Origin of the sequence: Nocardia otitidiscaviarum (genome assembly GCF_007362295.1) — a bacterium.
Taxonomy (GTDB): domain Bacteria; phylum Actinomycetota; class Actinomycetes; order Mycobacteriales; family Mycobacteriaceae; genus Nocardia; species Nocardia otitidiscaviarum.
This window is the reverse complement of record NZ_CP041695.1, coordinates 6,133,962-6,159,503: the sequence shown is the minus strand read 5'-3', so window position 1 is coordinate 6,159,503 and position 25,542 is coordinate 6,133,962. Positions and strand designations below refer to the sequence as shown.

General features: G+C 69.2%; 23 protein-coding genes. 14 read left to right on the top strand and 9 right to left on the bottom strand.

Features of this window, described 5'->3' with window-relative positions; translation table 11 throughout:
- Positions 1 to 104 precede the first annotated feature (104 nt).
- Positions 105 to 1,379, top strand: coding sequence for a lipase family protein (locus tag FOH10_RS27565; RefSeq protein WP_186000610.1), 1,275 nt, complete (start codon positions 105 to 107; stop codon positions 1,377 to 1,379).
- Between the two features lie 507 nt (positions 1,380 to 1,886).
- Here FOH10_RS27565 and FOH10_RS27560 read toward each other — a convergent pair.
- The 3 genes from FOH10_RS27560 to FOH10_RS27550 all read right to left on the bottom strand — a co-directional run bounded on the left by FOH10_RS27560 (position 1,887) and on the right by FOH10_RS27550 (position 5,599).
- The gene (locus FOH10_RS27560) at positions 1,887 to 2,546 is read right to left on the bottom strand and encodes a DUF8020 domain-containing protein (protein WP_244961399.1); all 660 of its coding nucleotides are present in this window, start codon (positions 2,544 to 2,546) and stop codon (positions 1,887 to 1,889) included.
- Positions 2,547 to 2,762: 216 nt separating this feature from the next.
- Positions 2,763 to 3,524, bottom strand: coding sequence for an energy-coupling factor transporter transmembrane component T family protein (locus tag FOH10_RS27555; RefSeq protein ID WP_143982894.1), 762 nt, complete (start codon positions 3,522 to 3,524; stop codon positions 2,763 to 2,765).
- Positions 3,521 to 5,599, bottom strand: a complete 2,079-nt coding sequence (locus tag FOH10_RS27550; protein ID WP_186000609.1) for an ABC transporter ATP-binding protein — start codon at positions 5,597 to 5,599, stop codon at positions 3,521 to 3,523. The genes FOH10_RS27555 and FOH10_RS27550 overlap by 4 nt, the downstream gene beginning before the upstream one ends.
- A gap of 167 nt (positions 5,600 to 5,766) precedes the next feature.
- Here FOH10_RS27550 and FOH10_RS27545 point away from each other — a divergent pair, with 167 nt between their 5' ends.
- Complete coding sequence (locus FOH10_RS27545; RefSeq protein ID WP_029930968.1) at positions 5,767 to 6,681, top strand: cation diffusion facilitator family transporter; 915 nt, start codon at positions 5,767 to 5,769, stop codon at positions 6,679 to 6,681.
- A 22-nt stretch (positions 6,682 to 6,703) separates the two neighbouring features.
- Here the strand turns inward: FOH10_RS27545 and FOH10_RS27540 are convergent, their stop codons facing one another.
- The gene (locus tag FOH10_RS27540; RefSeq protein WP_143982893.1) at positions 6,704 to 8,155 is read right to left on the bottom strand and encodes a flavin-containing monooxygenase; all 1,452 of its coding nucleotides are present in this window, start codon (positions 8,153 to 8,155) and stop codon (positions 6,704 to 6,706) included.
- Positions 8,156 to 8,425: 270 nt separating this feature from the next.
- On the opposite strand from FOH10_RS27540, the gene crcB (FOH10_RS27535) reads away from it, so the two are divergent.
- The 3 genes from crcB (FOH10_RS27535) to FOH10_RS27525 are packed head-to-tail and all read left to right on the top strand — an operon-like array spanning position 8,426 to position 10,394.
- Positions 8,426 to 8,920 carry a fluoride efflux transporter CrcB gene (crcB, locus tag FOH10_RS27535; protein ID WP_244961398.1) on the top strand — a complete coding sequence of 165 codons (495 nt, stop codon included), beginning with the start codon at positions 8,426 to 8,428 and terminating at the stop codon, positions 8,918 to 8,920.
- Positions 8,917 to 9,279 carry a fluoride efflux transporter CrcB gene (gene crcB, locus FOH10_RS27530; protein ID WP_143982892.1) on the top strand — a complete coding sequence of 121 codons (363 nt, stop codon included), beginning with the start codon at positions 8,917 to 8,919 and terminating at the stop codon, positions 9,277 to 9,279. Before crcB (FOH10_RS27535) ends, crcB (FOH10_RS27530) begins: the two co-directional genes overlap by 4 nt.
- A gap of 47 nt (positions 9,280 to 9,326) precedes the next feature.
- Positions 9,327 to 10,394: an AraC family transcriptional regulator gene (locus tag FOH10_RS27525; protein ID WP_143982891.1), complete on the top strand. Its 1,068-nt coding sequence runs from the start codon at positions 9,327 to 9,329 to the stop codon at positions 10,392 to 10,394.
- Here FOH10_RS27525 and FOH10_RS27520 read toward each other — a convergent pair.
- From FOH10_RS27520 to FOH10_RS27505, 4 genes are all read right to left on the bottom strand, one after another.
- A complete protein-coding gene (locus FOH10_RS27520) occupies positions 10,375 to 11,157 on the bottom strand; it encodes a phosphodiesterase (protein ID WP_143982890.1) in 783 nt (260 codons plus the stop codon). The two genes, FOH10_RS27525 and FOH10_RS27520, sit on opposite strands and share 20 nt — an antisense overlap.
- 146 nt (positions 11,158 to 11,303) lie before the next feature.
- Complete coding sequence (locus FOH10_RS27515) at positions 11,304 to 12,056, bottom strand: RluA family pseudouridine synthase (protein ID WP_143982889.1); 753 nt, start codon at positions 12,054 to 12,056, stop codon at positions 11,304 to 11,306.
- Between the two features lie 54 nt (positions 12,057 to 12,110).
- The gene (locus FOH10_RS27510) at positions 12,111 to 13,457 is read right to left on the bottom strand and encodes a WS/DGAT/MGAT family O-acyltransferase (protein WP_143982888.1); all 1,347 of its coding nucleotides are present in this window, start codon (positions 13,455 to 13,457) and stop codon (positions 12,111 to 12,113) included.
- 91 nt (positions 13,458 to 13,548) lie between these two features.
- Positions 13,549 to 14,322, bottom strand: coding sequence for a HalD/BesD family halogenase (locus tag FOH10_RS27505; protein WP_143982887.1), 774 nt, complete (start codon positions 14,320 to 14,322; stop codon positions 13,549 to 13,551).
- A gap of 152 nt (positions 14,323 to 14,474) precedes the next feature.
- Between FOH10_RS27505 and FOH10_RS27500 the strand changes: the two genes are divergently transcribed.
- The 9 genes from FOH10_RS27500 to fabG all read left to right on the top strand — a co-directional run bounded on the left by FOH10_RS27500 (position 14,475) and on the right by fabG (position 24,526).
- Complete coding sequence (locus FOH10_RS27500; protein WP_039809420.1) at positions 14,475 to 15,107, top strand: TetR/AcrR family transcriptional regulator; 633 nt, start codon at positions 14,475 to 14,477, stop codon at positions 15,105 to 15,107.
- The gene (locus FOH10_RS27495) at positions 15,104 to 16,003 is read left to right on the top strand and encodes an SDR family NAD(P)-dependent oxidoreductase (RefSeq protein WP_143982886.1); all 900 of its coding nucleotides are present in this window, start codon (positions 15,104 to 15,106) and stop codon (positions 16,001 to 16,003) included. The genes FOH10_RS27500 and FOH10_RS27495 overlap by 4 nt, the downstream gene beginning before the upstream one ends.
- Entirely contained in the window at positions 16,000 to 18,102 is a 2,103-nt protein-coding gene (locus FOH10_RS27490; protein WP_186000608.1) for an AMP-binding protein, read from the top strand. Before FOH10_RS27495 ends, FOH10_RS27490 begins: the two co-directional genes overlap by 4 nt.
- A 45-nt stretch (positions 18,103 to 18,147) precedes the next feature.
- A complete protein-coding gene (locus FOH10_RS27485) occupies positions 18,148 to 19,278 on the top strand; it encodes a lipase family protein (RefSeq protein ID WP_043601358.1) in 1,131 nt (376 codons plus the stop codon).
- Between the two features lie 193 nt (positions 19,279 to 19,471).
- Complete coding sequence (gene ctaD, locus FOH10_RS27480; protein ID WP_043601416.1) at positions 19,472 to 21,205, top strand: aa3-type cytochrome oxidase subunit I; 1,734 nt, start codon at positions 19,472 to 19,474, stop codon at positions 21,203 to 21,205.
- Between the two features lie 60 nt (positions 21,206 to 21,265).
- Positions 21,266 to 22,219, top strand: coding sequence for a purine-nucleoside phosphorylase (locus tag FOH10_RS27475; RefSeq protein ID WP_143982884.1), 954 nt, complete (start codon positions 21,266 to 21,268; stop codon positions 22,217 to 22,219).
- Positions 22,220 to 22,370: 151 nt separating this feature from the next.
- The gene (locus FOH10_RS27470; RefSeq protein ID WP_143982883.1) at positions 22,371 to 23,204 is read left to right on the top strand and encodes an SAM-dependent methyltransferase; all 834 of its coding nucleotides are present in this window, start codon (positions 22,371 to 22,373) and stop codon (positions 23,202 to 23,204) included.
- Positions 23,205 to 23,223: 19 nt separating this feature from the next.
- Positions 23,224 to 23,763 (top strand): TerD family protein, encoded by a 540-nt coding sequence (locus FOH10_RS27465; protein ID WP_143982882.1) that lies wholly within the window; start codon positions 23,224 to 23,226, stop codon positions 23,761 to 23,763.
- Between the two features lie 10 nt (positions 23,764 to 23,773).
- Entirely contained in the window at positions 23,774 to 24,526 is a 753-nt protein-coding gene (gene fabG, locus FOH10_RS27460; protein WP_143982881.1) for a 3-oxoacyl-ACP reductase FabG, read from the top strand.
- Between the two features lie 227 nt (positions 24,527 to 24,753).
- On the opposite strand, the gene FOH10_RS27455 is transcribed toward fabG, so the two are convergent.
- A complete protein-coding gene (locus FOH10_RS27455) occupies positions 24,754 to 25,527 on the bottom strand; it encodes a hypothetical protein (RefSeq protein ID WP_221937885.1) in 774 nt (257 codons plus the stop codon).
- Positions 25,528 to 25,542: the final 15 nt, after the last annotated feature.

Sequence of the window (25,542 nt, the reverse complement as noted above, 5' to 3'; positions counted from 1 at the left end):
CGGATGTCCATTGACCAGGCCGGATGGTCGGCAGTACCTTGGGGTCTCCGATGCGCCGGGTGTCCGTACGGCGCGATCACGGGCCTGATGAAGCTGGAGCGTCGGTGGGATACGACGCTGGAGGCGTAATGCGGCAGGGCGGCGCGCGGTTTCGAGGATGCGCGCGGGGCGGCAGGGGCTGGTGGACATTCCTGATCACGGTGGTGATCGCCCTGGCCGCGGCGGTCGCGCCGCTGGCCAGACCGCAGATTCCGGTGCCGGACGACGATCCGTTCTACGCGCCCCCGGCGAACCTGGCGGCCTACGCCAATGGGGCCGTGCTGGATTCGCGGCCCATCGCGGTCTTCGGGCTGCCGTTGCCGGTGGCCGCCTGGCAGCTCCGATACCGCAGCACGGATTCGCTGGGGGTCCCGATCGCGAATGTCGCCACGGTCATGCTGCCGCCGGGAGCGTGGACGAATCCCGGTGGGCGTCCGCTGCTGTCGTATCAGATAGCGGAGGACAGCCTCGGCACCAGCTGCGCGCCCTCCTACGCCCTGCGCGGCGGCCGCGACTTCTCCATCGTGAACACCCTGCTGGACATTCCGTTCCTGGCCGCCGCGCTGTTTCGCGGCTGGGCCGTGGTGGTCTCGGATTATCAAGGGCCGCAATCGCGTTTCTTCGACGGGGTGACCTCGGGCCGCGGTGTGCTCGACGGCGTCCGCGCGGCTCGCGACTTCGCCCCGCTGGGTCTGACCGCCGACAGCCCGATCGGAGCCTGGGGCTACTCGGGCGGCGCGTTCGCCACCCTCTGGGCCACGCAACTGCGTGCCGCCTACGCGCCCGATGTGTGGCTGCACGGGGTCACGGCGGGCGGTGTGCCCGCGAATATCCCGGCCGTCGCCCGCGGCGTGGACGGCAGCCTCCAGGCCGGATTGGCCCTGCTCATCCTGTTGTCGCTGGCCCGCAACGACCCCGCCTCGGGCCTGATCGACCTGCTCGACGACCGCGGCCGCGCGGCGCTCGCGCAGGAGTCCGAAGCCTGTGGCGCGGATCTGGTGGTGCGGCACCCGTTCGACCGGGTGGACAACTATTCGGCGGTCCCGAACCTCCTGTCGCACCCGGTGTTCGAGGCCACCGCGCAACCCCAGGAGCTGGGCGGATCCATTCCGGACGTCCCGCTGTACCTCTACCACAGCACCGCCGACGATGTGATTCCCGTAGCCGGATTCACCGCGCTGCGGGATCGCTACTGCGCGGGTGGTGCGACGCTGGTCTCGGTGCACTCGCGGGTGCCCGGCCACAATCCCGCGGCCCTGGTGGAATCCGTGGGCGCGATGAATTACCTGTCGGACCGATTCGCGGGAAGGCCGGCTCCCCGCGAGTGCGCGGAGAACTGACGTCGCTTACCGGTGCGTGCGAACCCGGGTCGGGTGTGCGCGGACGGTGCGTGCGAACCCGGGGCGGGTGTGCGCGGACGGCGCGGGAGCGGGAATGACGCCTGCGCGGAGGATGCGCGAGCCGAATGGCGGATGCGCGGGTTCCCAGGGCGGTGGGCGCGGTGGCCGACGCTGAGGTCCCCCAGATCGACCGGTGCTGGGGTTGGTATGCGGCGAATCGTGCTGCCGGAGCAGGCACCCGGACACGTGGCCAGGGCGGGTACATCCGTGTGGCGCGCAGCCCCCGAGGAGGTCTGAACCGATTGCGATCGGACAGTCCGCGATTGGGCGGACTGTGCCACGGGTGCGCCGGGCCGCACCGAGGGCACAGGGTGGGCAAGCGCGGAGCCCACCCTGACCGCACCATCGTTGCTTCCCGACCGCTCCCTGTCCGGGTTCGGTCGGCTGGGTCCCAACGTCCGGCCGAGTCGGCTCCGGCTCAGTTGGCCCGGCTCAGTCGGCTCCGGCTCAGTTGGCTCCGGCGAACTTGCTGGTCCCCGGAGGTGCCATGAGCGTGTTGATCAGGTCGATCCCCGCGATGATCAGCGTCGGTCCACCCACCACGAGGGTGCCGATGATGCCGCCGATGGCCGCCCCTGCGATCACGCTGGCGATCACGCCCGGCCCGCTGACAATGCCGGTGAGTCCGACCGCCGCGCCGAGCGCGGTGCCGATGAACGCCCCGATGGCGGTGGCGATGCCGAACTGGCTGGCGAACGTCTGCTGCGCCAGCAGGTTCTCCTTCGGCGAGGCGACCGGCTTGATCGCGGCCGGTCGAGCCGTCGATTCGTCCTTGATCGCCGTCAGCGACAGCGTGGCGCCGTCGGCGCTGATGTTGTGCGGCAGCGAGTATTCCGTGCCGTCCTGCTGGAACGCCAGCGGCAGGCTCACCCAGGTGCGCCCGGCATTGTCGTTGATGTTCACCGAATTGCCGGCGAGCTGGAAGGTTCCGTTGGTGAGGCTGGTGACGACGGTATTGCCGACCAGCTTGGCCTCGTATCCGATATCGGGAGCGACGGAGTCGGCCTGCGCGGTCCCCATGGCACCGGTGCCGATGGCGAGGGCGGTGATTACCGGTGCGGCAACAGCCGTGATCTTGCGGTACATCTGCGGTTGTCCAATCTTCATCAGGTTGTTCTGTCAACGCTGGCCGCACACGCTGAAATTTCCTCACCCCTCGCGCGTGTGAAGCCGTGATGCGAATCGCATCGTGATCCCTCATCCGATCTTCAATCGCCAACGGTAGCGCGCCCCACCGACACGCCGTATGATTTTCGGCCCAGACCGAGGTCGGGAGGCAAACCGCTTGGGCTTCAGCGGAATCTGCGCCGCCGCGAAACCCACTCAGACCAGCACGTCGACCAGAATCGCACCGGCGCAGACGACCCCGACGATAGCGAGAGCGTATATATCACGTCGGCCCGGCGCGCTGGGCCGTGCGGTGAGCTCTCCGGTGCCCCCGCGCGCGGTGATCGCCTCCCCGAGTTCCCCCGCCCGCCGCGTGGAGACCGCCAGTGCCGCGGTGAGAATGTCCACCAGGGGATTCGCGGCCCGCTGCAACATTCCGTCGCTCGGACGCAGTTTCCGGGAGGCCCGCAGAATCCGCATCTCCTCCAGCAGCAGCGGCAGTCCGCGCAGCGTCAGCGCCACCACCACCGCCCATTCGTCCACCGGCACCGCGTGCCGCACGCCGCGCCGCGTCCACCCGATCCGCCGCAGCGGCGCGCCGAGTTTGGCGAGGGCGGGCGCGATCTCCCCCATGGGTGTGGTCCACGCGATGAGGAAGGACGCGCTCAGCAGGATGAGTCCGAATACCGCCACATTGAGATAGCGCAGCACCGCCGCACTCCCGATGGGGAGGTTGATCAGCGCGCCCAGCAGCAGCCCCGCCCAGAACCACCAGGGAAAGCGCGGCAGGGTGCCCAGCGGCAGCCGCGCGGTGAGCCACACCGCCGCCAGGAAGGCCACGCAGATCCCCAGCACCGGCCAGGACGGAATGAACATCAGCAGAACGCTGACGGCGAAGGCGGCGATCATCTTGGTACCGGCCCACAGTCGGTGCACCGGGCTCGCCACGGGGACTTCGCGCAGAATCGGGCCGCTCATCGCCATGCCTCCGGCTGGTTCGTCGGATTGGGGTGCTGCGGTGGCGCGGATTGCGTTGGGGGAGAAGGGGGTTCGAGCAGCTTCCCGCCGCTCAGGTGTACGGTGCGGTCGCACAGCACGGCCATATCGTCGACATCGTGGGAGATGACGATCAGCGTGAGACCGGAATCCCGCAGCCGCCCGAGCAATTCCACCACATCCGCGCGTCCCTCGGGGTCGAGCCCCGCCAACGGTTCGTCCAGTACCACCACCTGTGGGCGACTGGCCGCGATGGCCGCCAGCACCACCCGTTTCGCCTGTCCGCCACTGAGTTCCTCGATGGAGCGGGTGGCCAGGGCGCGGTCCAACCGCACGGCGTCCAGGGCGCGGCCGATGGCGAGGGTGCCGTGTCCGCCCCAGTCCTCGATCTCCGCGCCGACCGTCTGGCGCTGCAATTGCAGGCGGGAATGCTGAAATGCCAACTGCACGGCCCCGATTCGGCGATGGGTGGGGCGGGTGCCGGTGAGCTCGAGCAGGACGCAGGTGCCTTCGGTGGGCACGGTGAGTCCGGCCATGATCCAGGCCAGGGTGGACTTGCCGGACCCGTTGCCGCCCACGATCAGCAACGCCTCCCCGCGGTACACGTCGAGATCTATCCCATGCAATGCCGGTGCCTCCCAAGGCGTTCGGCGATTGTAGGTGTGGCGCAGACCGCGCAGGCGCAGGATGGGTTCGCCGATGGGCCGCCGCCGCGGCTCGCGGACCGGGCGCGGCCAGGCAGGCAGGTGGTCGACGGCGCGGCCGTCGCGCAGGTGCACGACGCGATCGGCCATGGCGGCGTCGGCCTCGTGGTGGGTTACCAGCACCACCGCCATATCGTGCCGTTTCGGCAGGTCCGCCAGGAGGGCGACCAGCTCGCGTCGGCCCTCCGGGTCGATCATGGCGGTGGCCTCGTCGGCGATGAGCAGGGTGGGGCGGCGTGCCAGGGCGGCGGCCACGGCCAGGCGCTGCTGCTGTCCGCCGGACAGCGTCGCGGTCTCCGCGTCTCCCATGCCGCCGAGCCCGACCTCGGCCAGCAGTCCCTCGATGTCGACGGTGGCGGCGATCTCGGTGGGCAGGCCCCACACCACGTCGTCGGCGGCGAGCACCCCGAGGGTCTGGCTCTCGGGCCGCTGGAGCACCAGCGCGGTGCCGCCGGTGACGCCCAAGCCCGCGGAGCCGGGGCGGGTGACGGTGCCGGAGGTCGGCGGCCGTCCGGCGAGAATCCGGGTGAGCGTGGATTTTCCGGAGCCGTTGTGCCCGACCACCGCCACGAATTCGCCGAGCCGCACGGTGAGGTCGATGTCCTGGAGCGCGGGGGTGCGCGCGCCCGGGTACCGGAACGACACCTGGTGCAGGCTGACCGGCAGCGGGGCGACGGGCCGGTCGTCGGCGGGCGCGTCCAGCAGGTCGCGGCCGGGCAGCCAGGACAGTCGTTCCAGCACCGAGCCGAGCACGTACCAGGAGATGAGACCGCTGGTGATGACCCCCGCCAGCACGCCGCCCGCGATCCACGCCCACCACCAGCGCAGCACCGTATCGGTGAGATCGGCGATGGCGTGGCCGAGCGGTGCCAGGGCGGACTCGCTGGCGAGGATCTTCTCCACGCCGGCGGCGGTATTGCGGATAGTGTCGAACACCAGTTGGCGTGCCCGGGAGAACAGCAGCAGCAATCCTACGGAGAACGATGCCCCAGCCAGTCCCGCCAGTGTGGACAGTCCCAGCACCGCGAGCAGTCCGCCGCGCCGCCGTTTCACCACGCCGATGATGCCGCCGATCACCGCGACCGACGCCAGGTTGAGCGCCGGGACGATTCCGGCCGCCACGAAGGTCACCAGGGTGGCCGCGACGGTGGTTGTGCTCAGCGCCCGCACCCGGTGCCGGTATGCGAGCAGGCCCATCGGCACGGCCGCCACCAGTTGCAGCGCGGCGGCGAACGGCACCACCGACCCGACGGTCACCAAACCGACCGTCGCCCCGCCGAGCACGGCACCGGTGGCGAGTTCGATCGGGCGCAGCGGGCCGTGCGGTACGGAAGCTCCGGGCGAAACAGTCACGCACCCAGTCTGCCGTGTGCACGGGTGTGCACGTACCGACCCGTGCCCGGCCAGTCCGCCGGGGAGGTGGGCGCGGCGGGTGCCGCGAGCCGCTCCGGACGGATGTGTCGAATTCGTTCGGTCGTAGGTGTTGTATTCATGCGCAACTATGCATAGTTTGGATCACCGTGGGACACGATCATTCGCATGGCATCGCGCCGGAGAGCGCGTCGGGCAAGTATCTGAGCCGCCTGGTGATGGCGCTGGGCATCGCGGTCGTCTTCATGCTGGCCGAATTCGTGGTCGCGTTCTGGACCTCGTCGCTGGCGCTGCTCTCCGACGCGGCGCACATGCTGACCGATGTCGTCGGCGTCGGCATGGCGCTGTCGGCGATCCTGCTCGCCAAGCGCAGCCGCCCCACCTACACCCGGACCTTCGGCTACTACCGCGCCGAGGTACTGGCGGCACTGGCCAACGCCGTCCTGCTGTTCGGCGTCGCGATCTATGTGCTGTACGAGGCCATCGCGCGACTGGGTGAGCCGCCGGAGGTGCCGGGCTGGCCGGTGCTCATCGTGGGCGCGCTGGGCATGGTCGCCAATATCGCGTCGGCGCTGCTGCTGCGCTCGGGCGCGAAGGAGAGCCTGAATGTGCGCGGCGCGTACCTCGAGGTGTTCGCCGACCTCATCGGCTCGGTGGGCGTGCTGATCTCGGCGGCCATCACCCTCACCACCGGCTGGCGCTACGCGGACATGATCATCGGTGTGGCCATCGGCCTGTGGGTGCTGCCCCGCACCTGGGTGCTGGCGCGCCGTTCGCTGCGAATCCTGTTCCAGCACAGCCCCGAGAACCTGGATGTCGAGCAGATCGCCGCCGCCCTGCACACCGTGCCCGGCGTCGCCGACGTGCACGACCTGCACGTGTGGACGCTGACCTCCGGGATGGAGGTGGCCTCGGCGCACATCACCGTGGCGGGCGGGCACACGGGCGACGACGTGCTGCGCGCCGCGCAGCACGTGCTGGCGCACGACTTCCACATCGAGCACGCGACCTTGCAGGTCGAGGGCGCGGACTCGGCGCGCCGGTGCGCCGAGCTGTCGTGGTGACGCCGGGCGGTGCGGTCGGCGACTAGCGGACCCGGGTGAGGACATAGTCCTCGGGCCGTACCTTGCGGGTCCGCCGCCGATAGCTGCGCGTCGTACCCGGCCAGTTGTTGGTGATCTTCCCGGCCTCGTTCCGGTACCAGCTGGTGCAGAAGTTCCACGGTGTCAGGGCCAGGCGCTGCTGCAGCGCGATATTGAAGGCGCGTTCGGCCTCCGGCCGCACCTCCAGGGTGCAGCCCGGATGTTCCGCCAACACCTGTATCGCGGCGCGGATGTAGCGGGCCTGCGACTCCTGCATGTAGATGATCGACCCCACGCCGAGATTGGTGTTGGGGCCGTACACCAAGAACAGATTCGGGAACTCCGGCACCGTCATCCCCAGGTAGGCGTGCGCCCCGTCGGCCCACACATCGGCCAGGTTCCGTCCACCCCGGCCCCGGATCTTCATGGGCCACAGGAATTCCGTGCCCTTGAATCCGGTGCCGTAGATGATCACGTCGGCGGCGTGCAGAATGCCGTCCTCGGTGCGCACGCCCTCCGGCACGATCTCGGCGATCGGTGTGGTCACCAGCTCCACATTGGGCTGGGTCAGTGCCGGGTAGTAGTCGTTGGAGAACAGCCCCCGCTTGCAGCCGATGGGATAGTCCGGGGTGAGCGCGGCGCGCAGCTCCGGATCCGGCACCTGTTCGGCGAGATGTTTCTCCGCGATCCGCGACACCACCCGCGCGATGCCCGGGAACTCCACCAGTCCGAGCGCCACCGTCTCGCCGATCAGCCACCACGAAACCCGCTCGGCCAGCGGCATTCCCGGAATCCGCCGCAGCACCCGGTGATGCACCGGCGTGTAATCGGTGTCGAACTTCGGCAGCACCCAGGCCGGGGTCCGCTGGAACAGCGTCAGCCGCCGCGCCGCGGGCTGGATCTCCGGAATGTACTGCACCGCACTGGCTCCGGTGCCGATGCAGGCCACTCGTTTGCCGTTGAGGTCCACGTCGTGATCCCACAGCGCCGAATGGAACGATCGCCCCGCGAAGGTGTCGATCCCCGGTATCGAGGGCCAAGCGGGCCGCGACAGCTGCCCGACCGCCGATACCAGCACATCGGCGGTGCGAGTCACGCCGTCGCCGGTGAGCACGGTCCACCGGCCGGTGGTCTCGTCGAACTCGGCCTCGGTCACCTCCGCGCCGAACACGATGGATTCCAGTAGTCCGTGCCGCCGCGCCACCTCCCACATGTAGGCGTGGATATCGCGTCGCCCCGAATAGCGCTGCGGCCAATCCGGTGTGGCCTCGTAGGAGAACGAGTACAGCGGTGACGGCACATCGCACGCCGCTCCCGGGTAGGTGTTCTCGCGCCACACCCCACCCAGATCCTGCGCCTTCTCGAGGATGGTGAATTCGCGAAAGCCATTGCGCTGCAATTCGATCGCCATCCCCAACCCCCCGAATCCGGCCCCGATGATGATCACGGACGGCATTGTGGCGCTCCTCACACTAGGTTGCTCTCCACTCTAGGATCCGCCCCGGTGCGAGCCGATCGAGATCTTCGGCCAACCTGCCCCGGGCGGGGTGTGCACCACGGTGATCTCACCCACGGTCAATCCCCCACGCGGGGGGTTGACCGGTACGCTGGACGCACGCGGCGGTGGGGCTCGCCGCTTCGGGCCGACCGGTTCCGAACAACCGTGGATTCCACCAACAGTCCCTACCCCAGAAGCACCCCTGCGGTGATGGAGTAGGAGACGCCTGTGCCCAGTGAGCTGACCGTCCACGACGCGATCGACCCCGATGTCGACATCCGTGCACCCGAGCAGCGCCGCGAACTCTCCCGCTCCCACGGAGCGATCCTGGCCGTGATCTCCCTGGGCGGCGGGATCGGCGCACTGGCCCGCTACACACTGGCGCAGCTCTGGCCCACCGCGCCGGGCGGTTTCCCATGGGCGACCTTCGCCGCCAATGTCCTCGGCTGCTTCCTCATCGGCGTCCTCATGGTCGCCATCACCGAGATCCGGCCCGCCCACCCGCTGCTGCGCCCCTTCCTCGGCGTCGGCGTCCTCGGCGGCTTCACCACCTTCTCCACCTATGCCGACGACACCCGCGCCCTGCTCACCCCGGAAACGGTCCCGACCGCCATCGCCTACCTCGCCCTGACCGTGCTGTGCGCACTGGCCGCCACGGCCACGGCCGTCGCACTGACCCGCCGGGCCCACCGCATCACCCGTCGACGGCAGGTGACCCCGTGACCCCGCTGCTGGTCGTCCTCGGCGCCATGCTCGGCGCACCCCTGCGCTACCTCATCGACCGCGCCGTCCAATCCCGCCACGCCACCGCCTTTCCCTGGGGCACCGCGACGGTCAACCTCACCGGCTGCCTACTCCTGGGCGCCCTGACCGCCGCCGCCCTCTCCACCCCCTGGACCGCCTTCCTGTCCACCGGCCTGTGCGGCGCCCTCACCACCTACAGCACCTTCACCTACGAAACCTTCCGCCTCACCGAAACCCGCGCCTACCGCCAGGCGGCCCTCACGATCGTCGTCAACGTCGCAACCGGCCTGGGCGCGACCCTGCTCGGCTACGCCGTCGCCGACGCCCTCCTCGCGTGACCTGCCCGAGACTGGTTCTGATTGAGACTTTCGGCCACAATGCTCGGATGGGCACGGTGCAGGAGCCGGAGATTCGGGACTGGGACTTTCCACGGGGAGTCGCCAGTGCGGCCTTGATGGTGGGGTATGCCCGGGAACGGGGGGTGGGGGAGGAGCTGATGCTGCGCGGGACCGGGTTGACCGCGGAGACGTTGGCGGATCCGGACCTGCAGATCGATGCGCGGACCGAACTGGCGGTGGTGCGGAATCTGGTGCGGGAGCTGGGGGACGAGCCGCTGCTCGGGGTGGATGTGGGGCGGCGGTATCGGATCACCACGTTCGGGATCTTCGGGTTCGCCTGCGTCAGCAGTCCGACCCTGGGCGAGGCGATCTCGTTCGCGCTGCGGTATCTGGAGTTGAGCTTCACGTTCTGCATTCCGGTGGCGCGGTGGCGGCCCGGTGAGTTCGTCGCCCGGGTCCACGACGAGCGGGTGCCCGCGGATGTGCGGCGGTTTCTGGTGCAGCGGGATGTCACCGCCATGCATCAGATGCTCTGCGATCTGCTGGGGCGCAAGGTCGCCCTGGTGCGGGCGGAGTTCGACTTCCCGGCACCCGCGGGCGCCGAGCTGATCACCGAGATCTACGGGGTGACACCGGCGTACGAGCAGCCGCACAACCTGTTCGCACTGGATCCGGTGGAACTGGAACAGCCGCTGCCGCAGGCCAACGAGTCCACCTGGGCCATGTGCCTGGCGCAGTGCCGGGATCTGGTGTCGCGGCGGCGCGCCCGCACCGGTATCGCCGCCGAGGTGCGGGAGCGGCTGGTGCCGCGCGGCGGGGTGGACGGATTCGCCGCCCCGCCCGGAATCGACTCCGTGGCAAAAGATCTCAATATGAGCACCCGGACGCTGCGCCGACATCTGGATGCGGCGGGCACCAGCTACCGGGCGCTGCTGGACGAGGTCAGAAGGGCCTTGGCGGAGGAGATGCTCACCGCGACACCGCTTTCGGTGAGCGATGTGGCGATCCGCCTGGGCTACGCGGAGGCATCCACCTTCATCCACGCCTTCAAGCGCTGGACCGGCACGACGCCGTCGGCCTACCGCCGCAACCGGGTCACTCCGCTGGTTCGGTGAGCCCGCCGCCCAGGGGAACCGGCCGCAGCGAGGTCAGCAGGCGGCGGTCCTCGATCACGTGGAAGTACAGCGAGGGTTCCGGCGCGAAGTCGATCGGCACCTGACCGGGGACGCCGACCTCCCACTCGCACCCGATGAAGGAGGACACGCTCGGCGCGATCGCCAACTGCTTGCCCGCGAACAGCGTCTGCACCGGCACATGCGCGTGCCCGGTGAACACCCCCACGATCCGGTCGTCCCCGGCGACGATCTCGGCCAGCCGTTCCGGGTTGGTGAGCGGAATCGGGTCCACCACTGTGGATTTGATCGGCACCGGCGGATGGTGCATGGCGATGACCACGGTGTCGTCCGCGGGCGTGGCGGCGAGCAGATTCTCCAGCCACGCGTAGGTCTCGTCCGCGAGCAGCCCCTCGCTCTTGCCGGGAATGCTGGAGTCGAGCAGCGCCACGGTCAGCGCCTTGACACGGTGCACCTGGTTGATGGGCTGATAGCCGGGGGCCGCGCCGAACAGGACCTCGCGCATGGTGCCCCGGTCGTCGTGATTGCCGGGCAGCAGCAGCACCGGCACATCGGCACCCCGGAACACGGCGCGCGCCTGCTCGTACTCCTCGGCACTGCCCTCGTCGGCGATGTCGCCGGAGACGAGAATGGCGTCGGGACGTGTCGGCAACTCGGCGAGGAAGGCCATGACCCGTTCGGCGCGGTCGCTGTTGCGGCCTCCGCCGTTGAAGTGGGTGTCACTGAGATGTGCCAACAGAACCATCGGCATTCGCTTTCTGTCCCTGGATCGCGCCATTGCGCCCGATGTGCCGCGGGAGGCACGTTTTCCAGCGTAGTTGACCGGGTTTCCCCAGGTCTCGGTGAGCCTCGACACCGCTTATAGGTGTCTGCTATCGGCTGGTCGTCGAGCTATTCCGGGGCCAACAGCGCCTCGGGGTCGGCGATGACGGGTGCGCCGTCGACCGTCCAGAAGTCCGCGCCGGGCCGGGCGCGCAGATCCAGCACCGGCGGGGTGCGCCAGTCGGCGTCCAGCCGCAGCCGCCACGAGTGCAGGTGGGTGCGCGGGTGCGTGCCCGACCGGTCGAACAGCGGATCGCCCACGATGGGATGCCCGATCCACGCCAGATGCACCCGGATCTGGTGCCGCCGCCCCGTCACCGGTCGCAACGCCAGTACCGTGTGCTCATCGGTCACGGCGAGCGTGGTGAACTCGGTGACCGAGGGATAGTTCTTGCCCGCCAGCACATCCGCGGCATCGACGGTCCAGGTGTCCGCGTCACACCGAATGCTCTCGCGTGGCGCGGCGATCCGCACCCGGTTCTTGCGCCCGACGCTCAACGGCAGGTCGATGACCCCGTGCTCGGGCAGACCGGTGGTCGCGGTGATCGCCAGGTACGCCTTCGCCGCGGTGCGCTTGGTGAACTGCCGGGTGAGCTGCCCGTGCGCCTTCAGGTCCTTGGCCAGCAGCACCAGTCCCGAAGTCACCTTGTCGATCCGGTGCACCGGGTACAGTCTCTCCCCCTGGGCCGCCGCCAGTTCCACCATGTCGGTGTCGTGCCGCTCCCCGGTCACCGAGATCCCGGCGGGCTTGTTCAGCGCGAGCACCGCGTCGTCCTCCGTGACGAGACACCGTTCCCGCAGCTGAGCCCACTCCACATCCACGCGGGACAGCGTAGGCGAGCCCGGATCGCGGCGGCGGGACGCCCGCCCGCCGGGTCAGGCCACCGCCTTCTCGAGTTCGGCCAGGCCGCTTTCCAGGTGTTCGGGCAGTCGGTCCAGATGGGGGATGCGGCGGCAGCCGACGATGCCGAAATCGAGGTTGTCGCCATTGGTGTTGAGGGTGATGTTCATGGCCTGGCTCTCGAAGGGGATCGAGAGCGGGTAGTTGGCGTCGAGGCGCGCGCCCTGGAAGTACACCGGGGTGCGCGGACCCGGGACGTTGGAGATCACCAGATTGAACGGCATCCGGGGCAGGGCGTCGAAGCCGGGGAGCAGGGAGACGCCGAGCGGCGCCATCAGCAGGGCCGACAGCGCGATGGCCTCCAACTGCGGGAGCTGGGTGAAGATCTGCTTGGCGTCGCGCATGGAGGTGCTGATGGTTTCCAGGCGGGCGACCGGGTCCGCGATATTCGTGCCGAGGTTGCACAGGCAGGCCGCCACGATATTGCCGTCGGTCTCGGCCTCGGTGCGGATGTTCACCGGCACCATGGCGATGAGCGGCTGGTCGGGCAGCGCGTCGTGGTCCATGAGGTATTCGCGCAGCGCGGCGGAGCTCATGGCCAGCACCACGTCGTTGACCGTGGCGCCGGTGGCGGTGCGCACCGCGTTGATCCGCTCCATCGGCCACGACCGCACCGCGATCCGGCGCGCTCCGCCGATGGGCACGTTGAACATGGTGGGCGGCGCGGTCATGGGCAGTTCCAGGCGGCCGTCGAGCACGCCGCGCAGCGGGCCCACTGCGGCGCGGGCGCTGGATACCGTGCGCGGCAGCGCTTTTCGCAGTTGCTGCCACGGGCTCACCGGTTCGGTGTGCGGTCGGGCCGGAGCGCCCATGGTCCACGGCACCCGCAGTTCGGTATCGAGCGGATCGTCGGTGAGGGTGCGCTGCAGCAGGCGCATGGCGGAGACGCCGTCGATGAGGGCGTGGTGGATCTTGATGTAGACGGCGAAGCGGCCGTCGTCGAGCCCCTCGATGAGCCGCGCCTCCCAGAGCGGGCGGTGCCGGTCCAGCAGTTGGCCGTGCAGGCGGGCGGTCAGGTCCAGCAGTTCGGACATGCCGCCGGGTGCGGGCAGGGCCGAGCGCCGCAGGTGGTAGCTCAGGTCCACCTCGTCGGCCTGATGCCAGGACACGCTGGAGAATCCGCCGAACAGCCCGCGGCTGGGATGGCGACGGAAGCGGGTGCGCACGTCGGTGGCCGAGGTCATCCGGCGGAAGACGTCACGGGTGAAGGTCGGCCCGGCGTCGGCGGGCGGTTCGAACAGCTGCAGGCCGCCCACGTGCATGGGGTGCTCACGGGATTCGATGCCCAGGAAGATCGCGTCGATGGGGTTGAGAAGATCCATGTGTCATCGCCTGTGCCGGTGGGGCAGATGCTGCCCAGGTATATACGGTTCGGCGACACTGCCCCCCGCTGCGTATCAGTGAACGAGGCTATCACGGTACTTGATTCGTCATAGCCGCTTCACCCGTGATCAAACCTGGTCCGGGCGTGTCGGGGACGCGATCGGCGTTCGCCCGCGCGGTGCGTTCCCGCTCCGGATCCCCGCGCGCCGCGAAGCTCATGCTGACGATGGTGCGGTGGCCGTGCTCGAAGGGGTACACGCGGTGCAGGGTGCTGGCGGTGCGCATGAAATACAGATCGCCGGGCTGCAATTCCCAGGAGCGAATGGGATTTCGCGTGAGCGTGCGATGAATGTCCTCGCGGTAGTGGGAGCGGCGGGTGTGCGCCACGGTCTGGACGAATCCGCCCTCCGCCAGCGGTGGACATTCCACCACCAGTACGAAGGCGAAAGAGTAGTCGTCCCAATGCCATTGGCAGGGCGCGTCGTGATGCCGCCGGACGATCGCGTAGCGGGGCGGGTCCGGGCGGGGCAGCACCGTCTCGGCCGCCACCACGGAAAGGTTGTGCCGCAACGCATCACAGTCGTAGAGCTGTGGGATCAGCACGGCGTGCGCGTCGATGGTCCGCGGCGGGATGTCGATGCCGTGCGACGGCGGCGCCGACTCGATCGGCAGCTGCTCGCCCCATTGCCGATGGTGTTCGACGAGGGCCAGCGCCTCCGCCGCCAGTGCCCGCTTGACGCGATGGGGCAGCAGAAATCCCAGACGCGCGATTCCGGTTTCGGCGAGCCGGTTGCGCGAATGCAGTAGTGCGTCCGGATCCACTCCGAGCAGATGACGGCGTGCCGCCTCCAGTGTGCTGTGCACGAATCCAATGGTAATTCCTTGCCCGACAAGGAATATGAGAATTTCCGGTGAGCACGGGCGGACCGGCCCCCGGCGCGGGGGTTGACGTAAACCGGGGTTACGGGCATTCTGAACCTTGTTCAATATGAACCGTGTTCAAAAATGGAGTTCGCATGGCCAAGTGGGGTGACCGCGACGCTCGTCGGCGCGACATTCTCGACGCCGGGCGCGCCCTGCTGATCGAGCACGGCTTCGGGGCCCTGCAGATGCGGGACGTGGCCAAGGGGGCGGGCATCAGCCCCGGCACGGTGTACACCTACTTCGCCACCAAGGAAGCGCTGTACGCGGCGCTCTACGCGCAGCGCCTGCACGAATTCGCCGACGCCATCGAACCCGTCTGCGCCGTCGCGGACGACGCCGAGAACCTTTATGTCGCCGTGGCCACCGAATACCTCGAGGTCTACCGGGTGTACGGGCGGGAACTGAACGTCTGGAGCGTGCTCGCCGGGGAGGTCGACCTGGACCCGGAGGTGGGCGGCGTGCTGGCCGCCGCGGCGGGACGGGTGCTCGCCGTGACCCGCCAGGCGGTGGTGCGGCTCAGCGGCCACGACACCCCCGAGGACGAATTCGGCCCGGCGCTGGTGCTGCTGTGGTCCTCCATCAACGGTCTGGCCGATCACTTCACCAGCGTCCGCCAGTACCTGCACGCCTACGGCTGGGAGGAGCTGGTGCGGTTCGCCGCGCGCACCCTCGCCGTCGGGCTCGCCGGTGTGGCGGCGGAGCGCGTCGTCGAGGAGAAGCGATGAGCCTGTGGGACACCGTCGTCCACACCGCCCGCGGCGCGGCCGACCGGGTGGTGAACCCGCCGCGGCTGCGGGACGCGTCGGCCTTGCGCGCGGCGGTGTCCGGGCGGACGGTGCTGGTCACCGGCGCGTCCTACGGTTTGGGCGCGGCCACCGCGCGACTGCTCGGCACGGCCGGTGCCACGGTGCTGCTGGTCGCCCGCACCGCCGACCGATTGGAAGCCCTCGCCGCCGAGATCGAGGCCGCGGGCGGCCGGGCCGTCGCCTATCCGGCCGACCTGTCCGACGAGACCGCGGTGGCGGAGCTGGCCAAGACGATCACCGAGCGGCACGGCGCGCTGGACGTGATCGTCAACAACGCGGGCAAATCGCTGCGCCGCTCCCTGCACCTGCAATACGACCGATTCCACGACTTCGAACGCACCATCGACATCAACTACCTGGGCCCGATCGGGTTGCTGCTGGGGTTGCTGCCCGCCATGCGGGAGCGCGGCGGCGGGCACATCGTGAACGTCTCCACCATCGGCGTGCGCATCGCACCCGGCCCGCGCTGGGGTGCCTATCAGGCGTCGAAGGGGGCCTTCGACACCTGGTTGCGCAGCGTGAGCCCGGAGATCCGGCGCGACGGGGTCACCGTCACCACCATCTACATGGCGCTCATCTACACCCGCATGAGCGCGCCCACGCCGATCATGCGCGCGCTGCCGGGCCTGTTCCCGGACGAGGCCGCGCAGATCGTGGCGCGGGCCATCGTGCGACGGCCGCGCGATATCGAGCCGTGGTGGGTGTGGCCCGCCGGGGTGGCCTCGGCCGCCGCGCCGGGTGCGATGGACCTGCTGATGCGGGGCTGGGTCCGGTGCACCCGCGATACCGATGCGGCACTGGGGAAGTCGTCGTGACCGCGCCGCTGCGCGAGGTCGCCGCCGCGCTCACCCGGTCCGGCATCCTGGCCCCGGTGAGCCCGCCCGCCCTGGCGCGGCTGGCCGGTGCGGTGTGGCGCGGTCCGAATATCGCCACCCTGCTCAGCGTCGCCGCCGCCCGCTGGCCGCACCGCATCGCCCTGGTGGACGAGCGCAGCCCGCTCACCTTCGCGACGCTGCACCACCGGGTGCGAGCCCTCGCGGGTGGATTGCACACCGAATACGGCGTCGGGCACGGCGATTCGGTCCTGGTGCTGTGCCGCAACGGCCGGTCCTTCGTGGAGGCGGCGTTGGCCGCCGCGCTCTGCGGCGCGGATATGGTGCTGTGCAATACCGAATTCCACACCGAGGCGCTGCGCCGCACCCTGGCCGAGCAACGCGCCTCGGTCCTGGTCTGCGACGCGGAGTTCATCGAGAAGGTCCGCGCCGCAGACTATTCCGGCCCGATCCTGACCGGAGCGGACGGCGATCACCCCCGACCCGCCCGCGGAAACGAGCCACGCCTCAGCGAGCCCGAGGAGGTCGGACAAGTCGGCGATCGTTCGCGGCCCGCGCATGAGAAGACGCGGTCCGTCGGCGGGCCCGGGGGTGTCGGCCGGACCGGCTCGGATGCGGATGCCAGCCGCCTTGGCGAGCGTGTGGATGCCGGAAGATATGGCGAGTGCGGGGAGGTCGACCGGGGCGGCGATCGTTCGCGGCCCGCGCGAGACGACGCGCCGTCCGTCGGCAGTCCCGGGAGTGGCCGGACCGGCTCGGACGCGGATGCCAGCCGCCATGGCGAGCATCCGGATGCTGGTAGGGCTGGCGTGCATTCGGATGCCGGTAGGGCTGGCGAGCGCGCGGGGGTCGGCGGTTCCAGCGAGCGTTCGGGTGCCGGTGGAGCGGGCGGGCCTGTGGGCGTCGAAGGGGTGGGCGTGGGCGAGAGCGTCCGGTCCGGGCGCGATGGTGCGGATCCGGGCCGAGTTCGTGCGGGCGGGGCGGAGCGGAGCCTCGAGGGGGTGATCCGGTTGGGGTATCCGGCACCGGGGCGGGTTCGGCCGGGCCGCATCGTCATTCTGACCTCCGGGACAACGGGCGCGCCCAAGGGTGTGCCGCGGCGGCCGTCGGTGCGGTCCTTCCTCGGCCCGGGGCTGAGCGCGCTGTATCGACTGGGTTTGCGCAGCGGTACCACCATCGTGGTCGGGATTCCGTTGTTCCACGGTTTCGGGTTGGCCGTGCTGGCGCTCGGGCTGCTGTTGGGCGGAACGCTGGTGCTGCGCCGCGGATTCGATCCGGAGGCGGCGCTGGCCGCCACCGCCGCCCGGCGCGCCGACGCCTGGGCGGTCGTTCCGGTCATGCTGCGGCGGGTGCTGGACCTGCCGACGGAGGTGCGCGAGCGATACGACACCTCCTCGCTCGCCGCCGTGCTGTGCGGTGCCGCCCCGCTGACTCCCGCGCTCGCGCACCGGTTCATGGACGACTTCGGTGAGGTCCTGTGCAACGGCTACGGCTCCTCCGAGATCGGCATCGCCGCGCTGGCCACGCCCGCGGAGCTGCGGGCCGCGCCCGGCACCGTGGGCAGACCGGTGGCGGGTACCGCGGTGGCGGTGCTCGACACCGCCGGTCGTCCCGTCCCGGCGGGCCGCACGGGGCGCATCTGCGTCGGTGGCGCACAGGGGTTCTCCGGCTATTCCAGCGGGCACGACAAGCAGCGGGTGGCCGGTCTCATCGACTCCGGTGACCTGGGGCGATTCGATGCCGTGGGGCGGCTGTTCGTGGTCGGGCGCTCCGACGACATGATCGTCTCCGGTGGGGAGAACGTGTATCCCCAAGTCGTGGAGAACGTTTTGGCCGCACATCCCGATGTATCGGATGTGGCGGTCATGGGTGTGGACGACGAGGAATACGGTCAGCGGCTGGTGGCGTATGTCGTGGCCGCGACCGGATCGTCACCGTCCGTCACCCGATTGCGAGAGTATCTGTATCCCAACGTCTCTCGTTTCGAACGACCCCGTGACATCATGATCACGGGGGAGATTCCCCGCAATGCCGCCGGCAAGATCGACCGCGCGGCCTTGCGACAGCAGTACGGCGGGTAGGCCATGGGGAACATGCCTGCCCGGGATGTGAAAGGCGGATCGACGATGACCGCGTTCCCGAGCTCCTCCGATGTCACCGCGCACCAGCATTCGCCCGGGCGACTGCTCGAGGCGCGGCGGATGAAAGCGTATCTGCTTCCCGGACTGCGGCATCGAGCCCGCGCCTGGCACATCCGCTACACGTCGACCAATGCGCAGGGCGCACCCATCGAGGTCACCGGGACCGTGCTGGTGCCGCGGACCCCGCACGCCGACGGGCCGCGGCCGCTGATCGGCTACGCGGTCGGCACCCAGGGCCTGGCCGATTTCGTGGCCGCCGCATCGTGGCAGCTGAGCCGCGGTCTGGAGTACGAATCGCTGTTCATCGCGCAGGCGCTGCGGCGCGGGTGGGCCGTGGCCATCACCGACTATCCCGGGCTCGGCAGCGACGGCACCCATCCGTACGTGATGGGGCGGGCGCTGGGACCGTCGGTGCTGGACAGCATGCGGGCGGCCCGGCAGCTGGCCGACGCGGAGCTGGATCCGGACGGTCCGCTCGCCATCTGCGGCTACTCCGAGGGCGGCTGCGCGGCGGGCTGGGCGCTGCAATTGCAGCCCAGCTACGCGCCCGATCTGCCGCTGGTCGGCGGCGCGGTGGGGTCGCCGCCCGCCGATCTGGAGGGCATGTTCGAGGCGCACGACGGAAAGCTGTTCGCCTTCCTGCTGTTCTGGGCGGTCATGGGCATCGACGCCGCCTACCCCGAACTCGAGGTGCTCTCCCACCTCAAGCCCTCGGCCCGGATGCTGGCCGCGGTGCTGCGCCGCGCCCACGTGGTTCCCGGTTTCGCGTTCGGCATGGCCTACGGCGCGGTGCTGCCCACCCAGTCGGCGCGTTTCGTGCACCGCCACCCGCTCGAGGTGCCGGAGGTGCTCGCCCGGGTGCGTGAGAACCGCCTGGGTTCCATTCCGCCCGCCACGCCGATCCTGCTCGGCGCGGGGACGGGGGAGCAGATCGTCCCGTTCAGCCAGACCGCCAACCTCTACGCGGACTGGCGTGAGCTCGGTGTGGACGTCACCATGCACACCATGCCCCGGCTCGAACACCTCACCGGGGCCTTCGGCTTCGCGCCCCGGGCCTTCTCCTTCCTCGCCGACCGCTTCACGGAGAACCGCCTCCAGCGCCCCCTCAGCGCCTGAGCGCCCGGCGCCGGTGCCGCGCCGTCGCGCGCGGCATCGGCCGCCGTGGGGCTCTTTCTTCCAGTTCGGTTGCTTTTCTTCCGAATCGGAGTGTTTTCCGCGAAGATCTATTTGCTGTGGGTACGCTGTGCCCGCGTTTGCTGTGGTGCCGATCGGATCGTTCGCAACGAATACCCTCCCGAGGAGGATGTGCGTGACTGCCGTAGCTCCAAAACCCGAACAGAACCTCGAGGCCGCCCGGCCGTTCCCCCGGCGTGGCAGGCCGAAGGGCGGGTTCCTGCGTGACGCGGTCACCACGACCGATCCGAAGACGCTCGGTCAGATGTACCTGTTCACCGCCATCTCGTTCTTCCTGATCGGCGGGCTGATGGCGCTGCTGATGCGCGCCGAGCTGGCCCGGCCGGGCATGCAGTTCCTGTCGGCGGAACAGTTCAATCAGCTGTTCACCATGCACGGCACCATCATGCTGCTGTTCTACGCGACCGCGATCGTGTTCGGCTTCGCCAACATCATCCTGCCGCTGCAGATCGGCGCACCCGACGTCGCCTTCCCGCGCCTGAACGCCTTCAGCTACTGGCTGTACCTGTTCGGCGCGACCATGGCCACGGCCGGATTCATCACGCCGGGTGGCGCGGCCGACTTCGGCTGGACCGCCTACACCCCGCTCTCGGACATCGTGCACTCGCCCGGCGTCGGCGCGGACCTGTGGATCCTGGGTCTGGGCGTCTCCGGCCTGGGCACCATCCTGGGCGGCGTCAATATGCTCACCACGGTGGTCTGCCTGCGCTGCCCGGGCATGACGATGTTCCGGATGCCGGTGTTCACCTGGACCATCGCGGTCACGAGCATCCTGGTGCTGCTGGCCTTCCCGCTGCTCACCGCGGCCCTGCTGGCGCTGTACTACGACCGGCACCTGGGCGGGCACATCTATGATCCGGCCTCCGGCGGCACCATCCTCTACCAGCATCTGTTCTGGTTCTTCGGGCACCCCGAGGTGTACATCATCGCGCTGCCGTTCTTCGGCATCATCTCCGAGGTCATCCCGGTGTTCAGCCGCAAGCCGGTCTTCGGCTACACCACGCTGATCTACGCGACCATCGCCATCGCGGCGCTGTCGGTGGCGGTGTGGGCGCACCACATGTACGCCACCGGCGCGGTGCTGCTGCCGTTCTTCTCGTTCATGACCTTCCTGATCGCGGTGCCGACCGGTGTGAAGTTCTTCAACTGGATCGGCACCATGTGGAAGGGGCAGTTGACCTTCGAGACACCGATGCTGTTCGCGGTCGGCTTCATCGTCACGTTCCTCTTCGGCGGCCTGTCCGGCGTGCTGCTCGCCAGCCCGCCGCTGGACTTCCACGTCTCCGACACCTATTTCGTGGTGGCGCACTTCCACTACGTGCTCTTCGGCACCATCGCCTTCGCCACCTACGCGGGCATCTACTTCTGGTTCCCGAAGATGACCGGTCGCATGCTGGACGAGCGCCTGGGCAAGTGGCACTTCTGGACCACCTTCGTGGGCTTCCACGCCACCTTCCTGGTGCAGCACTGGCTGGGCAACGAGGGCATGCCGCGCCGCTACGCCGACTATCTGCCGATGGACGGATTCACCACGCTGAACACCGTGTCCACCATCGGATCGTTCATCCTCGGCGCGTCGGTGCTGCCGTTCGCGTGGAATGTCTTCAAGTCCTACCGCTACGGCGAGGTGGTGACCGTGGACGATCCGTGGGGCTACGGCAATTCGCTGGAGTGGGCGACCGCATGCCCGCCGCCGCGGCACAACTTCTACGAGCTGCCCCGCATCCGCTCCGAGCGTCCGGCGTTCGAGCTGCACTACCCGCACATGGTCGACCGCATGCGCGCCGAGGCCCATGTGGGTTGGGGCTCCGGCGGCCAGCACGAGGTGCGCGAAACCGAACACGTCTGACCCGGATTCGGTGCGGTGGCGTGCCCGGCCACCGCACCCCGGTGTGCTTATGCTGACCCGATGACGCACCGTTGCCGAAAGTTCGCCATCGCCCTCGGCGTGGCCGCGCTGGCCCTGACCGGCTGCTCCGGAACCGAGGACGGCCCCGACCGGCTCGAGGTCGGCGTCCTGGTCATCACCATGTTCGACCCGGAATCCGAGGTGTGGCTGCGGCGCGAGCAGCTGCCCACCACGGTGGAGGTGCCCGGCGCGTACAAACCGGTCAAGTGCAACGGCGACGGTCTGTGCGTGGCCGAGACCGGCCAGGGCAAATCCAATGCGGCCACCACCATGACCGCCATTCTGAGCAGCCCGAAATTCGACTTCTCACACGCCTGGTTCCTGACCGCCGGAATCGCCGGTACGCCACCGGATCAGGGCACGCTCGGCTCCGCGTCCTGGGCCCGCTGGGTGGTCGACTTCGACCTCGGCAATCACCTCGATCCCGCCGAAGCCCCCGAGGTGCCGTTCGGATTCCGTCCGGTGGAGGACTACAACACCGCCGCCTACCGGCTCGACGACGCGCTCGTGGACACCGCCTACGAACTCACCCGCGAGGCCACGCTCGCCGACAGCCCGGAGGCCGCCGCCGAACGCGCGCAGTACCCGGGCCAGGCCGGGCGCACCCCGGATGTGCGAATCTGCGACACCATGACCGGCGACGACTACTTCTCCGGGAAGGTCCCCTCCGATACCGCGCGCCACATCATGGGCGTGCGCAGCAAGGGCGAGGGCGTCTACTGCACCACCCAGATGGAGGACAACGCCACCGCGACGGCCCTGAACGGTTTCGGCTACCTCGACCGCTACCTGTCACTGCGAACCGTGAGCAACTTCGACCAGCCCTTCCCCGGCCAGTCCGTGGTCGCGCATCTGGACCACTCCGGGCCGGGTTTCGCTCTGGCGCTGGAGAATCAGTACACCGTCGGTCGCCGTGTGGTGGACCACCTGTTGCAGAATCCGTATCGGAATTAGCGTTCGCCATATGGCGTCCGCCCAGCTCGAGCGCGTGCGGCCGCGCCGCGACGGGGAACGTCGCAGATAGGTAAGGCCGTATTGCCCACAGAATGTGCGAAATGCGGGAAAATCTTCGTGTCGATGCCGAACCCGACGCGAGGAGTTCGCGATGTCCCAACACTTCGCCGCCTATCCGAGCGCGGCGCCGGTCGGGGTGGACATCACCCGCGCGAGTATCGCGCGAGTCTATGATGCCGCGCTGGGTGGCAAGGACAACTTCGAGGTGGACCGCGAAGTACTGGAGCAGGTGCGCGCGGTCGCCCCGCAGGTGGCCGAATTGGCTTGGGCCAACCGGGATTTCCTTATTCGGGTATGCCGGTTCCTGGCGCGGGAGGCCGGGATCGGGCAATTCCTGGATCTGGGTTCCGGGCTGCCGACGGCGGAGAACACCCACCAGGTGGTGCAGCGCATCGCCCCGAATGCGCGGGTGGTGTACGTGGACAACGACCCCATGGTGCTCACCCATTCCCGCGCACTGCTCGACAGCGCGGCACACACCACCATCGTCGGCGCGGACATCTTCCGGCCCTTCGATGTGATGAATCATCCGACGGTGCGCGCCCAGCTCGATTTCGACGAGCCGATCGCGCTGTTCCAGATCGGCACCCTGCACCACTATCTGGATGACGACGCCGGCGCGCTCATGCGCACCTATGTCGATTCGCTGCCGTCCGGCTCGTATGTGGCCATCGCGCACTTCTTCGATCCGGAGACACCGGAGCACAGCGAACTGGCGCGCAAGATGGAGGACAAGTTCGTCCACAGTCCCATGGGCAGTGGACGTTTCCGCACCCGTGCGCAGATCGACGCCATGTTCGACGGTCTGGAGATGGTCGATCCCGGTGTGGTGCTGTGCGACGAATGGTGGCCGGACGGCCCCCGGCTGCGTCCGCTCGAATCGGTTCGGCACTGTATCGCGGGTGGCGTGGGACGCAAGCGCTGATTGCTGGCAAGCTCGTGTGATGACTCTGCGTGATGAGACCGGGGCGGCGCTGACCTATATCGAGATGGCGCTGGGATGGGATCCTGCTCAGCGCCGCGTGTTCGGCGGGCGGGGCCGCAATATCGACCTCAATGCGGCGGCGCTGCTGTTCGTCGGCGGCGATATCGTCGATGTCGTCTACTCCGAACAGCTGACCTCGCGGGATGGTTCGGTGCGGCACCACGGCGACAGCCTGACCGGTGAGGGCAAGGGCGACAACGAGGTGATCACCGTCGATCTGACCCGGCTGTCCACCCGGGTCACGACGGTCCTGTTCCTGGTGACCTGTTATACCGGCCAGGCTTTCGACCAGATCGAGAATGCGTTCTGCCGCCTGGTGGACGGGGTGCGCGGCACCGAACTCGCCCGCTACGACCTGATCGACAGCGAGCACGCGGGCTTCGTCATGGGCAGGTTGTTCCCGGTCGACGGGATGTGGCGGTTCGAGGCGCTCGGGGTGCCGATCCACGCCGAGCATCCGGTGGAAGCCGTCGGACAGGTGACACGGTTCCTCGCCTAAGCTCAGGGCCATGACCGAGCGCATCGCAATCGTGACGGGAGCTGCCCGCGGTATCGGCGCGGAGACCGCCCGCCGCCTCGCCGCCGACGGATTCGCCGTCGCCGTACTGGATCTGGACGAGGCCGCCGGTAAGCCGGTGGTGGACGAGATCGTCGCCGCGGGCGGCAAGGCCCTCGCGGTCGGCGTCGACGTGAGCGACGAGCAGGCCGTCGAGACCGCCGTGCGGCGGGTCGCCGACGAACTGGGCGCGCCCACCGTCCTGGTCAACAACGCGGGCATCACCCGCGACAACCTGCTGTTCAAAATGTCGGTGGCCGATTGGGATTCGGTCATGAACGTGCATCTGCGCGGCTCCTTCCTGATGACCCGGGCCGTGCAGAAGTACATGGTGGAGGCCAAGTACGGCCGCATCGTCAACCTGTCCAGCACCTCCGCGCTCGGCAATCGCGGCCAGGCCAACTACTCGGCCGCCAAGGCGGGCCTGCAGGGTTTCACCAAGACCCTCGCCGTCGAACTCGGCAAGTACGGCATCACCGCCAATGCCATCGCCCCCGGTTTCATCGAGACGGAGATGACCGCGGCCACCGCCGAACGCCTGGGCATGAACTTCGACGACTTCAAGGCCGCCAACGCCGCCATGATCCCGGTCGCCCGCACGGGCGTGCCCGCCAACATCGCCAACGCGGTCTCGTTCTTCGTCGGCGAGGCAGCCGGTTTCGTCTCCGGACAGGTGCTCTATGTCGCGGGCGGGCCCAAGAACTGAGCTCTGAACCGCCCGTATCCGTTCGAGGGCTTTCGCTCTGAGGCTCCGGGTGCCTCGCGTCGGCGGCGGATCGCAACCGGAGCCGCCGCCCACCACGCCGCGTCGATCAGTTCGCGCAACTGGTCCGGCGCGACGAGGGGGCCATCGCCACCACCTCCTGCCAGCTCGACGTCACATCCTCAGTGTGCGCGATCGATACTGCGCGGTCTTGGACAAAGAGCACCGAGTCAGCCAAGTGGGCGAGGTGCGTAGGCCGTGGGTTCGATGATCTGGCCGGTGACGAAGTGGCTCCAGAGGGCGAACTTCAGTGGTGTGCCGGGGAGGGCGAAGGACTCCAGGTAGCTGTGGGTGCCGGTGTGGTCGGTGCGGGTCGCGCCGAAGGTGACGCGGAAGCGGGTGGTGGCGGGGCGCTGCGCGGCGGGCAGGGGCGAGGGGAGGAGTTCGTCGAGGGCGACGCCGTAGTCGGCGCGGTAGCCGTCGGACACCGGCTCGAGGGTGTTCTCCAGAATGCCGCCGGTGGCGGGAATGGTGATCAGCACGCCCCGATCGCCGTTCGCGTAGCGGGTATTGAACACCAGCACCTGCGCGGACCGATCCGGATAGATCTCCGCCGCGCCCACCCCGACCTGCGAACCGGCCGGGCACCCCGCCGGTCCCCGCGCGGCCAACACCGCGCGTGCACAGGTGGGGAACCGCTCCGCGTTGATCCGCACGGACCGATCGAACAGGAAGACGAACTGCTGTGCGGCGGCGGGTTTCTCGCCGCTCTCGGTGCGGCTGGTCCGATCGAATTCCACGGTGACCCCGGTGAGATAGCCGCCGTCCGGCCGGACGCGCACCGTCAGCCCGTCGAGATTGGCCGGGCCGTCCACCGGTGCCTCGGCGGGCGGCATCGGTCCGCCCGGCGACGGCGGCTCCGCGCCCGCCGCGCCGGCGCCCAGCAGGCCCGCGCACATGGCCGCCGCCGCGACCCTGATCAGCTGTGGATAACGAATCCTCATGCCGCATCACGCTAG